11 protein-coding genes are annotated in these 13,526 nt (G+C 68.6%); 1 reads left to right on the top strand and 10 read right to left on the bottom strand.

The features are described from left to right. Nucleotides 1-77 precede the first annotated feature (77 nt). From EAH86_RS12265 to EAH86_RS12245, 5 genes are all read right to left on the bottom strand, one after another. Nucleotides 78-1,178, bottom strand: coding sequence for an ABC transporter ATP-binding protein (locus tag EAH86_RS12265; protein WP_140741110.1), 1,101 nt, complete (start codon nucleotides 1,176-1,178; stop codon nucleotides 78-80). Next, nucleotides 1,171-2,199, bottom strand: a complete 1,029-nt coding sequence (locus tag EAH86_RS12260; protein WP_140741108.1) for an ABC transporter ATP-binding protein — start codon at nucleotides 2,197-2,199, stop codon at nucleotides 1,171-1,173. The genes EAH86_RS12265 and EAH86_RS12260 overlap by 8 nt, the downstream gene beginning before the upstream one ends. A 32-nt stretch (nucleotides 2,200-2,231) precedes the next feature. Further along, complete coding sequence (locus EAH86_RS12255) at nucleotides 2,232-3,158, bottom strand: ABC transporter permease (protein ID WP_140741106.1); 927 nt, start codon at nucleotides 3,156-3,158, stop codon at nucleotides 2,232-2,234. Continuing rightward, a complete protein-coding gene (locus tag EAH86_RS12250; protein WP_140741104.1) occupies nucleotides 3,151-4,077 on the bottom strand; it encodes an ABC transporter permease in 927 nt (308 codons plus the stop codon). The genes EAH86_RS12255 and EAH86_RS12250 overlap by 8 nt, the downstream gene beginning before the upstream one ends. 248 nt (nucleotides 4,078-4,325) lie before the next feature. Continuing rightward, complete coding sequence (locus tag EAH86_RS12245) at nucleotides 4,326-5,987, bottom strand: peptide ABC transporter substrate-binding protein (protein WP_140741102.1); 1,662 nt, start codon at nucleotides 5,985-5,987, stop codon at nucleotides 4,326-4,328. A 394-nt stretch (nucleotides 5,988-6,381) separates the two neighbouring features. Between EAH86_RS12245 and hisN the strand changes: the two genes are divergently transcribed. Beyond that, nucleotides 6,382-7,173: a histidinol-phosphatase gene (gene hisN / locus EAH86_RS12240; protein ID WP_140741100.1), complete on the top strand. Its 792-nt coding sequence runs from the start codon at nucleotides 6,382-6,384 to the stop codon at nucleotides 7,171-7,173. 27 nt (nucleotides 7,174-7,200) lie between these two features. Here the strand turns inward: hisN and EAH86_RS12235 are convergent, their stop codons facing one another. From EAH86_RS12235 to EAH86_RS12215, 5 genes are all read right to left on the bottom strand, one after another. Beyond that, the gene (locus EAH86_RS12235) at nucleotides 7,201-8,649 is read right to left on the bottom strand and encodes a M16 family metallopeptidase (RefSeq protein WP_140741098.1); all 1,449 of its coding nucleotides are present in this window, start codon (nucleotides 8,647-8,649) and stop codon (nucleotides 7,201-7,203) included. Continuing rightward, the gene (locus EAH86_RS12230; protein WP_140741096.1) at nucleotides 8,646-9,932 is read right to left on the bottom strand and encodes a M16 family metallopeptidase; all 1,287 of its coding nucleotides are present in this window, start codon (nucleotides 9,930-9,932) and stop codon (nucleotides 8,646-8,648) included. Before EAH86_RS12230 ends, EAH86_RS12235 begins: the two co-directional genes overlap by 4 nt. A 102-nt stretch (nucleotides 9,933-10,034) precedes the next feature. Beyond that, entirely contained in the window at nucleotides 10,035-11,456 is a 1,422-nt protein-coding gene (locus EAH86_RS12225) for an NAD(P)/FAD-dependent oxidoreductase (RefSeq protein WP_140741094.1), read from the bottom strand. Nucleotides 11,457-11,700: 244 nt separating this feature from the next. Then, entirely contained in the window at nucleotides 11,701-12,831 is a 1,131-nt protein-coding gene (locus tag EAH86_RS12220; RefSeq protein WP_161988644.1) for a lytic murein transglycosylase, read from the bottom strand. A gap of 138 nt (nucleotides 12,832-12,969) precedes the next feature. After that, nucleotides 12,970-13,470: a methylated-DNA--[protein]-cysteine S-methyltransferase gene (locus EAH86_RS12215; protein WP_241668347.1), complete on the bottom strand. Its 501-nt coding sequence runs from the start codon at nucleotides 13,468-13,470 to the stop codon at nucleotides 12,970-12,972. Nucleotides 13,471-13,526: the final 56 nt, after the last annotated feature.

The following is a 13,526-nucleotide window of genomic DNA, read 5'->3' as shown; positions in this document are numbered from 1 at the left end:
GACGACGACGGCGCCGCTCCCCGCATGGGGAACGACGCCGTCGTCTGCGTATGCCGTGCGGCCGCGTTGGTCGCGGGTCAGGAGTCCGCGGGGCCGTCACCCACGGGCTCGAGCGACGCGGTGTCGCGCCGACCCGTGTCGAGGTCCCCATCCGCCAGGTCCGAGACGTCGATCGTCTCGATGATCTCGCGCGGCTGCGCGAAGTGGCAGGCCGACAGGTGCTCGCCGGCGCCGTCGGGGCGCAGCTCGAGCAGCGGGATGTCGGTCTTGCACTTGTCCTGCGCCTTCCAGCAGCGGGTGTGGAAGCGGCAGCCCGACGGCGGGTTGGCCGGCGAGGGGACATCGCCCTTGAGGACGATCTGCTCCTTCTTGTCCCGCAGCGTCGGATCCGGCACCGGGACGGCTGACAGCAGGGCCTGGGTGTAGGGGTGGGTGGGACGACCGTAGATGTCATCCTCCTCCCCCAGCTCTGCCATCTTGCCGAGGTACATGACACCGACGCGGTCGGAGATGTGCCGGACCACGGACAGGTCGTGCGCGATGAAGATGTAGGACAGGCCGAGCTCGTCCTGCAGCTTCTCCATCAGGTTGACGACCTGCGCCTGCACCGACACGTCGAGCGCGGAGACCGGCTCGTCGCAGATCAGCACCTTGGGGTTGAGCGCGATGCCTCGGGCGATGCCGATGCGCTGCCGCTGGCCACCGGAGAACTGGTGGGGGTAGCGGTTGATGTGCTCCGGGTTGAGGCCGACCAGGTCGAGCAGGTCCTGCACCGCCTTGCGGCGTCCCTTGCGGGGCACCACGTCGGGGTGGATGTCGAAGGGTTCCCCGACGATGTCGCCGACCGTCTTGCGAGGGTTGAGCGAGGTGTAGGGGTCCTGGAACACGATCTGGATGTCGCGACGCAGCTTGCGCATCGCGCGACCCTTCTGCGCGTACATGTCGACACCGTCGAACACGACCGAGCCCGAGGTGGGCTCCTCCAGACGCATCAGCAGGCGCCCGAGGGTGGACTTGCCACACCCGGACTCACCGACGATGCCCAGCGTCTCGCCCTTGAGGAGCTCGAAGCTGACGCCGTCGACGGCCTTGACGTCACCCACCTTGCGGCGCAGCACGCCGCCCTTGATGGGGTAGTACTTGACCAGGTCGGTCGCAGTCAGAATGGCCTCAGCCATGGAGGACCTCCTCGGCAAAGTGGCAGGCGCTCTCTCGGCCGGGGGCGACCTCGAGCAGGGCGGGACGGTCCTCGCGGCACACGTCCTGGGCGAACTTGCAGCGCGGGTTGAAGGCGCAGCCTTCCGGGATCCGCATCAGGTTCGGCGGCAGGCCACCGATGGCGGCGAGCTGCTGTCCCTTCTGGTCGAGCCGTGGGATCGACTCGAGCAGGCCCTTGGTGTACGGGTGGCCCGGTTGGCGGTACAGGTCGTACACGTCAGCGCGCTCGACGATCCGACCGGCATACATCACCGCGATCTTGTCGGCCACGTTGGCGACCACGCCCAGGTCGTGGGTGATCAGGATGAGGCCCATCTGGCGCTCCTCCTGCAGCTCCTGCAGCAGCGCCATGATCTGCGCCTGGACGGTCACGTCCAGGGCAGTCGTCGGCTCGTCGGCGATCAGGACCGCCGGGTCGAGCGCGATGGCCATCGCGATCATGATGCGCTGACGCATGCCGCCGGAGAACTGGTGGGGGTAGGCCCCCACCCGCTCCTTGGCCGCCGGGATCTGCACCCGCTGCATGAGCTTGACCGCACGCTCGAGGGCGTCGGACTTGTTCATGCCGCGGTGCACGCGGAACATCTCGGCGATCTGCCAGCCCACCGGGAACACCGGGTTGAGCGAGGACAGCGCGTCCTGGAAGACCATCGAGATCTCCGGGCCCCGGGTCCGGCGACGCTGCTCGTCCGGCATGGTCAGCAGGTCCTGGCCGCAGTAGCGGATCTGACCCTTGGGGATGACTGCCGGCGGCATGTCGAGAATGCCCATGATCGCCTGGGCGGTCACCGACTTGCCCGACCCCGACTCACCGAGGATGGCCAGGGTCTGGCCCTCGAAGAGGTCGAAGTTGACGCCGTTGATCGCCCTGGCGATGCCGTCGGGGGTGTGGAACTCGACGTGGAGGTCTTCCACCTCGAGGAGCAGACCGTCCTGGGGCTTGTAGGTCTGGCCGGAGGACTTCGCAGACTCCCGGGCCATGGTTTCAGAGGTTGTCATCTGTGTCTCTCCGCTCAGCGCGACTTCGGGTCGAAGGCATCGCGCACCGCGTCGCCGAGCATGATGAAGGCCAGCACCGCCAGGCTCAGGAAGAGGCTGGGGAACAGCAGGATGTGCGGGGTCGTCCGCAACGCCACGATGGCGTCCGAGATGGCCACACCCCACGAGATCGCCGGTGGGGTCAACCCGATGCCGAGGAAGCTCAAGGTGGCCTCCACGGAGATGAAGACACCGAGGTTGATGGTCGCCACGACGATCATCGGCGCCAGCGCGTTCGGGAGCACGTGCGCACGGATGATCCGCCACGGCGTGGCCCCCAGGGCGCGAGCGGCCTGGACGTAGTCGTTCGGCTTGACCTGCAGGACGCTCGAGCGCATCAAGCGCGCCAGTCCCGGCCAGCCGAAGATCGACAGCACCAGCACGACCTTGCCCACCACGAGCAGGTAGGGCGAGTCGACGTCGTTGGGGAAGGTCGCCATGAACAGGATGCCGCCGAGCAGCAGCGGGATCGCGAAGAAGATGTCCGTCACACGGGAGACGACGGCGTCCAGCCAACCGCCGTAGTACCCGGCGATGACACCCATCGCGCCACCGATCAGCACGGTCGCGATCGACGCGAACACACCGACCAGGATCGACGCGCGAGCACCGTAGATGGTGCGCGAGTAGATGTCGTAGCCCTGGATGTCACGACCGAACCAGGCGTTGGCGCTGGGACGCTCGCGCGCCTGCTTCAGCACCGCCTCGGCGGGGTCGACGTTGGTGAACAGCGACGGCCAGACGGCCATCAGCAGGAACGCCACGATGAGCGCCATCGAGACCCAGAAGATCGGGTTCTTCTTCAGGGACCGCCAGGCATCGGAGGTCAGCGAACGCGCCTCGTCGTGCCCCGCGGGTGCACTGGTCTCGGCGCCAACGGCAATGGTCGATGCCTCAGTCATGGCTGATCCTCGGGTCGAGCACGCCGTACAAGAGGTCGACGAGCAGGTTGACGAGCAGGAACACCAGCACCAGGACGGTCACGGTGCCCACGACGGACACCCCGTCCCGGTTGTGGATGCCGGTGAACAGGTAGCCACCCACGCCCTGGATGTTGAAGATGCGCTCGGTAACGATCGCGCCACCGAGGAGTCCGCCGAAGTCGGCACCGATGAAGGTGACGACCGGGATGAGCGAGTTGCGCAGGGCGTGCAGGCCGATGGCCCGCCGCCGCGTCAGGCCCTTGGCGATGGCGGTGCGCAGGTAGTCCGCCCGCAGGTTCTCCACCAGGTTGGTGCGCGTGAGCCTCGCGACGTAGGCGACCGAGGTGCTACCGAGGACGAAGGCCGGGAGCAACAGCTCGTTGACCGTCGCCTGCGGTGAGACCGTCACTGGTCGAAGACCCCATTTGACCCCGAGGTAGTACTGCAGCGTGGCGCCGATGACGAAGATGGGGATGGCGATGACGAACAAGGTGCTCACGAGGACGAGGTTGTCCATGAACTTGCCCTTGCGTATCCCGGCCATCACGCCGGCGATGACGCCGATCAGCGTCTCGAAGATGATCGCCATGCCGGCGAGCTTCGCGGTCGTGGGGTAACGCTGCTTGAGCTCGTCCGCCACCTTGATGTCGCGGAACGTGGTGCCGAGGTCGCCCTGGGCGAGGTTGCCCATGTACTTGGCGTAGCGCGTCGGCAGCGGGTCGTTGAGGTTGTGCTCCTGCTTGAACTTGGCCACGAACGCGGGCGCACAAGGGCGCTCACCGCACATGCCTGCCGTGGGATCTCCGGGTAGGGCAAAAACCATGGCAAAGATAATGAACGTGGAACCAAGCAGCACCGGGATCATCTGGAGCAATCTCCGAAGGATGTACTTGTACACGTCACCTCCCTTGATTTGACGCCGGCGGGTGGGGTGTTCCCTGTGGCGTGGCTGGACGAGCCGTGCGGGGCGAGACGTGCCCGCCCGTGCTTCTCACAACATAGTCGTTTTGGACGGTGCGGGGTCAGGAGGCGGGGGTAACCCCTCGGCTGATCCCGGACAGGCCGTCGGCCTGCCGGCTTTGGGGCCGACAGGCCGACGACGCTATCTGGATTCGCCCACCGGTGAAGGTGTGCGGTCCGGGTGACTTACTTCAGCGAGAGGCTGGCGAAGTCGATCGTGCCGAATGCGGTGATCTTCACGCCGGTGACCTTGGTGGACCAGCCGAACGTGGCGGTGGAGTACCACATCGGGATGGCCGGCATGTCGCCTGCGAGCAGCGCCTCCGCCTGCTGGTACTTGGCGTTGGCCTGGGCCGGGTCGGTCTGCGCAGCAGCCTCGTTGATGAGCTTGTCGAACTCGGGGTTGTTGTACTGACCATCGTTCGAGGAGGCGCCGGTCTTGTAGAGCGGAGCCAGGAAGTTCTCGATCGACGGGTAGTCCATCTGCCAACCCGAGCGGAACATGCCCTTCATCTTGTGCGAGGCGATCTGGGTGCGGAAGGTGGCGAAGTCCACGACCGGGGTCGCGACACAGTCGACACCAAGGGCGCCCTTGATCGAGTTGCAGGTGGCCTCGGTCCAACCCTTGTGCGAGGAGTCTGCGTTGTAGGCGAGGGTCATCTTGCCACCCTTGAAGCCGCCGGCCTCGTCGAGCTTGGCCTTGGCCTTCGCCGCGTCGTAGACGCAGTACTCGCCACACTGGTTCGCCTTGTAGCCGTCAACGACCGGGGAGACCCAGCCGGTAGCGGGCTGACGCGTGTTGTTGAAGATCTGCTTGATGATCGTGTCACGGTCAATGGCCATGGAGATCGCCTGGCGGATCTTCGGGTCGGCGTAGTTCGGGTCGACCTTGGTCGGCGCGAAGGTGATGGTCTGGATGACGCCGACCGACTTGGCCGCGTTGCGGTCCGGGAGGTCCGTCTTGTACTTGGCGTCGATCATCGCGGACGAGGGGACCTGGTCCGTCACGTCGAGCTGGTTGGCGATGACGTCGTTGTAGGCGGCGTCCTCGTCCTGGTAGATCTTGAACGTGATGCCGTCGAGCTTGCCGCCGAACTTGCCCGAGTAGTCAGCGAACTTGCTGAGCTTGATCTCGGTGTTCTTGGTCCAGCTGTCGAACTTGAACGGGCCCGCGCCGACCGGCTTCTCGCCGTAGGCCTTCGGGTCAGCAGCGAACGAGTCCGGCAGCGGCGCGAAGGCCGAGTAGCCGAGACGGACGGCCATGTTGGAGACCTTCTCGGTCGTCTTGATGGTGAAGGTGTAGTCGTCCTTCACCGCCAGACCGGTCAGCTTCTCAGCCTTGGCCTTGCCGGCGCCCGCGCACGGGTCGTCGCCGCTGCCGGTGCACTGGGTGTCACCGAAGCCCTCGATGGGCTCCATGAAGTAGCCGGAGGACTGGGCGTTCGGGCCGTAGGCGGCGTAGTTCCAGGCATCGACGAAGTTCTTCGCCTTGACCTCGGTGCCGTCGTGGAACTTGTAGCCCTTCTTCAGGGTGACAGTGAAGTTCTGGTTGTCCGTCGACTCGATCTTGTCCGCGATGTCGTTCTCGGGGGCACCGGTCTCGGCGTTGTAGTGCACGAGCTTGGCCGTGATGGCGTCAAGCACGTTGCCACCACAGGTCTCTGTGGTGTTGCTCGGGATGAGCGGGTTCTGGGGGTTGCACCCGCGGACCGTGACAGCGCCGCCGGCCTTGCCGCCGGCGCTGGAGCTGGTGGTCTTGTCGCTGTTACCGCCGCCACACGCTGCAGCAAGCAGCGCGACGGACGAGATTCCAGCAACCATGGCCACCGTGCGAGTAGTTCCTCGCATGGACGTCCTCCTACTTAGGGTCTGCCGCTCAGGTGATGAGCGGTCGGTCCGGGCTGTGCACCGAGTGGAGCGCAGCCCTGTAACGCACAGGGCGTTCGTGTTGTGGCACCCATGAAAGGGCAAGGAGGGAGTAAAGGCGACGCTCTGGGCCAAGCCGAGACAAAAACGTGATCGTCCCGCTGCCGAGTTGAGAGCAGATTTTCGGTCGAAGTGGCTTTTGACCCCATTTGGTGATGTTTCTGGTGGAACGCTCCGGTAGCCGCCCGAGCCCCCTGCGGTAGCCGCCCGAGCCCCCCTCCGCACGGGCCGCTGCGCCCCCTCTGGAGGACCGCCGCGCCCCCCCTCGAACGTGCGGGTCCCCCTTCCGGCCACCCCCACGGGCTAGCGTGGGCGGGTGCCCTACGACGACGACCTGCGACTGGCCCATGTCCTGGCGGACGCCGTTGAGCGGATCACGATGGCCCGGTTCCGGGCGCACGACCTCGTCGTGGAGTCCAAGCCGGACCTGACGCTCGTGAGCGACGCCGACAAGGCGGCCGAGGAGATGGTGCGCTTCCAGCTCAAGCGCACCCGGCCCCGTGACGCCGTCGAGGGCGAAGAGTTCGAGACCACCGGCCACGGTCCGCGCCGCTGGGTGATCGACCCGATCGACGGCACCCACAACTTCGTCCGCGGCGTGCCCGCCTGGGCGACGCTGATCTCGCTCGTCGACAACGACATGCCGGTGCTCGGCCTCGTGGCCGCACCCGCCCTGGGCCGCCGCTGGTGGGCAGCCAACGGGTCGGGCGCCTGGTCCGGGCGCAGCCTGGCGGCGGCCAAGCGGATCCACGTCTCGGCGGTCTCGAACCTCGCGGACGCCTCGCTGTCCTACTCCAGCCTCAAGGGCTGGCGACAGGTCGACCGGCACGCGGAGTTCCTCGAGCTCACCGACGCCTGCTGGCGGACCCGCGCCTTCGGCGACTTCTGGTCCTACATGCTCGTCGCGGAGGGCGCGGTGGACATCGCCGCCGAGCCCGAGCTCGCGGTCCACGACATGGCGGCCCTCGTGCCGATCGTCACCGAGGCGGGTGGCCGGTTCACGTCGTTGGCCGGCAAGGACGGACCGTGGGGCGGCAACGCCGTTGCGACCAACGGCGTGCTGCACGACGAGGTGCTGAGCCGGCTGGGCACGGAAGCCCGCGCCTGACCGGGCTTCGGAGGCGCTGACCGTCGCTCAGGCGGGGACCACCGTCACGTCGCCGATACCCAGCTCACGCACGCCCTCGGCATACGTGCTGGCGTCGCCGACGATGACCACGGTCCACTCCCCCTGCACCCAGTCGCGGTAGGCCGCGGTGAGCTGCTGGCCGTCCAGCTCGCGCATCGCCTCGAGCGTCTTGGTCGTGAAGTCCGTGGTGAGCCCGTCCAGCGCCATGGTGACGGCCTCGTCGGCCACCGCATCGGCGGTGGCGAAGCGCCCCGGCGCGGTCTTGCTGATGAAGTCGACCCCGGCCTGCACCTCCTCGGCCCGGAAACCGTCGCGGCCCGAGGCCAGCAGGTCCAGGAGCAGCTGCACCGACTCGACGGTGGCATCGGCCCGCACCGACCCGGAGGTGAGGAACAGCCCACCGACCCGCCGCGGGCGGAACACCGAACGGATGCCGTAGGTGTAGCCCTTCTCCTCGCGCAGCAGCGCGTCGATGCGGGCGTTGGGCGAGCCACCGACCATGAAACCCAAGACAGGGTATGCCGCCCAGCCGCCAGGGGCGTGCCGGTCCGGACCGGTCCACCCGACCAACAGCTCGCTCTGCACCGACCCCGGTCGGTCGACGAACACGACCCGGGCCGCGTCCGTGGCCCGGCGGGGCTCGATCGTCTCGGCAGCGGGCACGTGGGTCGCGCTGACCCAGGTGCCGAGGGTGCTCTCGGCGAGATCGGCGACGTCCAGACCCGAGAGGTCGCCGGCGATCACGGCAGTCATGCCCGTGGGCCCGACGCGTTCGGCATGGAAGTCGACGATGTCCTGGCGGGTCAGCGCGGTGATGCTGGCCGTCGTCCCGGCCGTCGGACGCGATGCCCGGTCGGTCTCGTCGAAGTGCGTGGCGATGAACGCCTGGGCCGCACGCTGTGGCGCGAGGGCGCGCTCCTGCTCGATCTGGGCGAGCCTGGTCTTGCGGTGGCGGTCCACCTCGGGCCCGGGGAAGACGGGCTCGGCGAGCGCCTGGCGCAGCAGGTCGAGGGCCTCCCCCAGCCTGCGCTTGGGGACGTCGAGGTCGACGCCCAGACCACCGTCGGTGACCGACGCGCCAAGAGCAATCCCCTTGCGCTCCAACAGCTCTGCGAACTCCTCGGGCGAGTGCTCGGCGGTCCCCTCGTCGAGCAGCCGGGACATGATGCTCGCGACTCCTTCGACCTCGCGTGGCTCGACGGACAGCGGGAAGGGCAGCACCGTGCGCACCGAGATGACGTACTGGCCCGGGATGTCGTAGCTCAGCAGCTCGATGCCGTTGGACAGGGTGTGCCGCGCCGGGGTGGCGAAGCGCCACACCTCGGGCGGTCGGACCTCAGGGCGCGGTGGGGTGTCGTCTGCCGGCAGCTCTGCCACGGAGACCTCGGTCGGGGGAAGGTCGGTCGGGGGATGGTCGGTCGCCGGGAGGTCGGCTCCCTCGGTCACCGAGCTCATGCGACCTCCTCCTCGTCGGCGACGGCAAGGTGACGGACCACGACGCGGCCGTCGGGGCGCAGCCACCGGGCTGCGGCGGCGCGCACGTCCTCGACCCCCACCTCGGCGATGCGGTCGAGGAAGGTGTTGACGAACTGGCCGTCACCATGGAGCAGCACGTGCTGGCTGATCAGGTCGGCCCGCTCCTCCTGTCCAGCGAGCGCGGAGAGCCACGAGCGTTCGGACTGCGCCATCGCGGACTCCATCTCCACCTCGGTCGGACCCTCCACGGCGAATCGTTCGAGCTCCTCGACGACAGCAGCCTCCACGGCCTCGGGGTCCTGGCCGTCGGCCACGTCGATGACGAAGAACCCCAGGGAGACGCCGTCCACGAATCCCATGGCATGCGCTTGCACGGCGTTCGCGACCTGCTCACGACGGACCAGCCGCTGGACGAGGCGTGAGGTCGACAGCCCACCGAGGGCGTCGATGGCCAGGCCCGCGGCGAAGAACTCGTCGGTGTTGTCCACGGGCAGCCGGAAGGCGATGTGCATCCGGTCGTTCGGCACGTTGCCGGGCCGGTCCACCCGCACCGGCTCGCTGACCGGTTCCAGCGGTGCGACCGGAGGTCGGGCCGGCTCGGCCGAGGCAGGGAGGTGGCCGAAGTACCGCTCCGCTGCAGCGAACCCCTCATCCGCAGTGAGGTCCCCGACGAGGGTCAGCACGCTGTTGTTCGGTCCGTAGTAGCGGCGGAAGAACGCGTGCACGTCCTCGAGGCTGGCGGCGTCGAGGTCCTCCATCGACCCGATCGTCGGATGGTGGTACGGATGGCCGGAAGGGAACACCGCGGCATACACGTCGATGAGGGCGGTGCCGTAGGGCACGTTGTCGTAGCGCTGGCGCTTCTCCTCCTTGACCACGTCCCGCTGGTTGTCGAGGTTCTCCTGGGTGACCGCGTCGAGGAGGTGGCCGTGGCGGTCCGCCTCCATCCACAGGGCCAGCTCGTAGGCGCCCTTGGGCACGGTCTCGAAGTAGTTGGTGCGGTCGAACCACGTCGTCGCGTTGAGCCGACCCCCTTCGGCCATCAGCCGGGTGAAGTGCTCACCGCTGGCGATGTGTCGCGACCCCTGGAACATCAGGTGCTCGAAGAGGTGGGCGAACCCGGTGCGTCCGGCCAGCTCGTGGCGGGACCCGACGTTGACCCAGATGTTCACGGTCACGGTGGGAACGGAGGCGTCCGGTGACACGACGACACGCAGCCCATTCGCCAGCGTCTTCTCGTGGATCGGGTAGTCCAGCGGCATGCCGCAACCCTAGGCGAGTCGCCCGGCTCGCATGCGGCATCTCACTCACCGAGCCGCTCCTGCACCGCATCGAGTGCTCGGGAGGTCCGGGCCATGGCCGGGTCAGAGGGTGCGGCTGCCCTCTTCGCGGGCCTGGGTGACCGACTGGGCCGGCGGCCGCTTGTCGGCCGGCACCCGTGGGAGCGAGGGCGCGTAGCCCGAGCCCAGCTGCTCGATCGCCGTGCGCGCGAAGACCTGCTGTTCGGTGACGGTGCGCTCGGACCGACCACGACCGAGGAAGCTCACCGCCCAGTGCAGCAGCGTGGTGAGACGGTGCTTGAAACCGATGATGTAGACGAGGTGGACGGCCAGCCACAGCAGCCAGGCGATGAACCCGGTGAACCGCAGGTTACCGATCGAGGCGACCGCGCTGAACCGCGAGATCGTCGCCATCGAGCCCTTGTCGTGGTACTCGAACGGACCCTTCGGCTCCTTGCCCCCGAGCCGGCGCTTGATCTGGTCAGCGGCGTACCGCGCGCCCTGGATGGCGACCTGGGCGACGCCCGGGTAGCCCTTGAGCGAGGCCATGTCGCCCACCACGAAGACCTCGGGGTGACCGGGCAGGGTGAGGTCGTCGTTGACGGCGATGCGGCCGGCGCGGTCGAGCTGCGCCCCGGACTGCTCGGCCAGCTGGGCACCGAGCTCGGAGGCCTGCACCCCGGCCGCCCACACCTTGCAGACCGACTCGATCCGGCGCTGGGTGCCGTCGGCGTCCTGCACGTCGATCCCGGTGGCATCGACGCCCGTCACCTTGGCGCCGAGCTGGACCTCCACCCCGATCTCCCCGAGCCGTTTGGCGGCCTTGGCCCCGAGCTGGTCACCGAACGCGGCGAGCACGGTGGGAGCCGCGTCGAGCAGGACGATGCGCGCCCGGCTGGTGTCGATGTTGCGGAAGTCCTTGCGCAGCGTGCGTCGCGACAGCTCGGCGATCTGGCCGGCCATCTCCACGCCTGTCGGCCCAGCACCCACGACGACGAAGGTCATGAGCCGCTCGATCTCCTTGGGAGTGCTCGCCAGCTCGGCCCACTCGAACGACCCGAAGATGCGGCCGCGGAGCTCGAGCGCGTCGTCGATCGACTTCATGCCCGGGGCGAACTGCGCGAAGTGGTCGTTGCCGAAGTAGGACTGGCCCGCGCCCGCCGCCACGAGGAGGGTGTCGTAGGGAGTCACCGTGTCGCGGTCCAGCACCCGCGAGGTGACCGTCTTGGCAGCGAGGTCGATGTGCGTGACGTTGCCGAGCAGGACGCGCGCGTTGCGTTGGTGCGCAAGGACTTCGCGGGTCGCAGGGGCGATCTCGCCTTCAGAGAGGATCCCCGTGGCGACCTGGTACAGCAAAGGCTGGAAGAGGTGGTGGGTGGTCTTGGCGATGAGCGTCACGTCGACGTCGGCGCGCTTGAGTGCCTGCGTGCCGAAGAGGCCGCCGAACCCGGAGCCGACCACGACGACGCGGTGGCGGTTCGTTGCGGATACCTGCTGCGAGGTCATACCAACACTCTCCTGTGAAAGACGAAGGACGGCCACCCCCTGGTGGGTGTGCCGTCCTCGCTGACGCGTGTCCTGCGGACAGCCGGTCTGTGCGAACGATCGGCCACTTCCTTCAACCAACCTAGCCCTGTGGGTATGCCGCCTCGGCGCACCTGTGCGCGTAGTGCGACGCGCATCACGTCGCCCGTCTCACCCACTGGCGGGACCGCTTCGCCGTGGCGGATCGCGCCGACGTGGGGCGGGTTCAGGGAAGGGTGGCGGCCACCGTGGGGCTGGGCGACGGGTCCGGCTCGACCGGTGCTGGAGTGGTGGTGGTGGGCTGCGGGGTGGTGGGGTCCGGCGACGGCTTGTCAGAGGGCGTCGGGGTGGGGGTGGCGGGGACGCCCGTGGTCGGCGGGGTGGTGGGGGTCGTGGGGGTACCCGGACCACTGGGACGGCCGGTTCCTGACCTCGAGGGGTTCGCCGACGTCGTGCGCGTGGAGCTGCTTGCGGCGGCGGGTGGGCTCGGATCCGGCTCCGGTGCCGTCATGGCGCTGGCCCGGCCTCCCGACCCGACCCGGAAGGCCACAGTCGTCAGGGCGGCCAGGCCGTGTCGCTGGAAGTAGGACACCCACTCCAGCACGGCCAAGTGGTAGGCGCCGGACTGGTTGTAGGACAGCACCGCGGCCCGCAGGTCGCCCGACCGGGCCAGGTCACGGCCGTCGCGGCACAGGTAGTCGGCCGTGGCCGAGGCCGCGTCGAAGACGTTCTGCGGATCACGTCGCCCGTCGCCGTCACCGTCACGGCCGGCCCAGCTCCAGGTGCCGGGCAGGAACTGCAGCGGACCCATCGCCCGGTCGTAGTCGCCGGCGCCGTCGTAGACACCTCCGTCGCTGTCCCGGATGACTGCGAACGGGCCGCCGTCGAGCAGCGGCCCGTAGATCGCAGGCGTCACCCGGTGGTCCGAGGTCACCGAACGGCCCCCGATCGACCCTGACTCGACCTGTCCGAGGGCCGCAAGGTGGGCCACCTGCAGGTGGCAGCCGGCTGGAGCACGCGACACGGCCCTGCGGTAGGCCGCGGCCAGCACCGCTTGGGGCGTCCCTGCCGGCGGCATGCTTCCGACCGGCCCGACGGGCGGCGGAGGCTTCGGCTTCGTGGCGCTGGGCGACGCAATGGCGATGGCGGTCCGGTCACCGAAACGGGCGACCGCCTCGGCCGGGGCGAGGTCATCGAAGGCGAACAGCACAGGGACGGTCTCGTGGAGCAGCACGGGCGACAGTTGCGCGCGGGAGGTGACGGACGTAGGGGGGCCAGCACCCGGAGGCCCGGACGCGCTCAGCACCGCCATCGCCGCCACGGCGACAGCCACGGCACCCACTTGACGCCTGCGCATCGGCCGCCTCCTTCCGAACGGCATCGTCGCGGTCCTCGGCAGGTCGGCGGGCCGACTTCGGGGCAGCTTCGGACTAACGGACGATCATCAAATGGACACAAACCCCATTGGACTCAGGTCGACGACAGGGATCGACCCTCAGAAGAGGCGGCTGGCCTCGTCGGCCGGCGGTTCCTCCAGGGCGAGGAGGAACCGCTTGCGCTCCAGTCCCCCGGCATAGCCGACCAGGCTCCCGTCAGCACCGATGACCCGGTGGCACGGCACGATGATGCTGATCGGGTTGCGGCCGTTGGCCCACCCGACCCGCTGGCTGAGGTTGACGTCCCCCAGGGCCCGCGCCAGGTCGCCATAGCTCCGGGTCTGGCCGTAGGGGATCTCGCGCAGCAGAGCCCACACCCGCAGCTGGAACTCGTCGCCACGGGGAGCCAGCGGCAGGCTGAACTCGGTGCGCTCCCCCGCGAAGTACTCGGTGAGCTGGGCCGCCGCCGCGCTCAGGCTGTCGTCGTCGCGCGCACCGAGGCGGTCCTCCTCGTCGGTGCCACGCCGGTGCAGCTCCATGTAGCAGCCGGTGAGGGCGCCGTCCTCCGCGACGAGGGTGATCTCGCCGAGCGGGGAGGGCAGGAGCGCGTGAGTCCTCACGACGGGAATCCTGTCAGCCACCCCCGACAGTCGAGATCCGGGTCTTTGCAGGATCT

The organism is Pedococcus bigeumensis (assembly GCF_006438965.1).
GTDB classification, from domain to species: Bacteria; Actinomycetota; Actinomycetes; order Actinomycetales; family Dermatophilaceae; genus Pedococcus; species Pedococcus bigeumensis_A.
The sequence above is the reverse complement of the archived record's forward strand: the minus strand, read 5'-3'. Positions and strand labels throughout refer to the sequence as shown.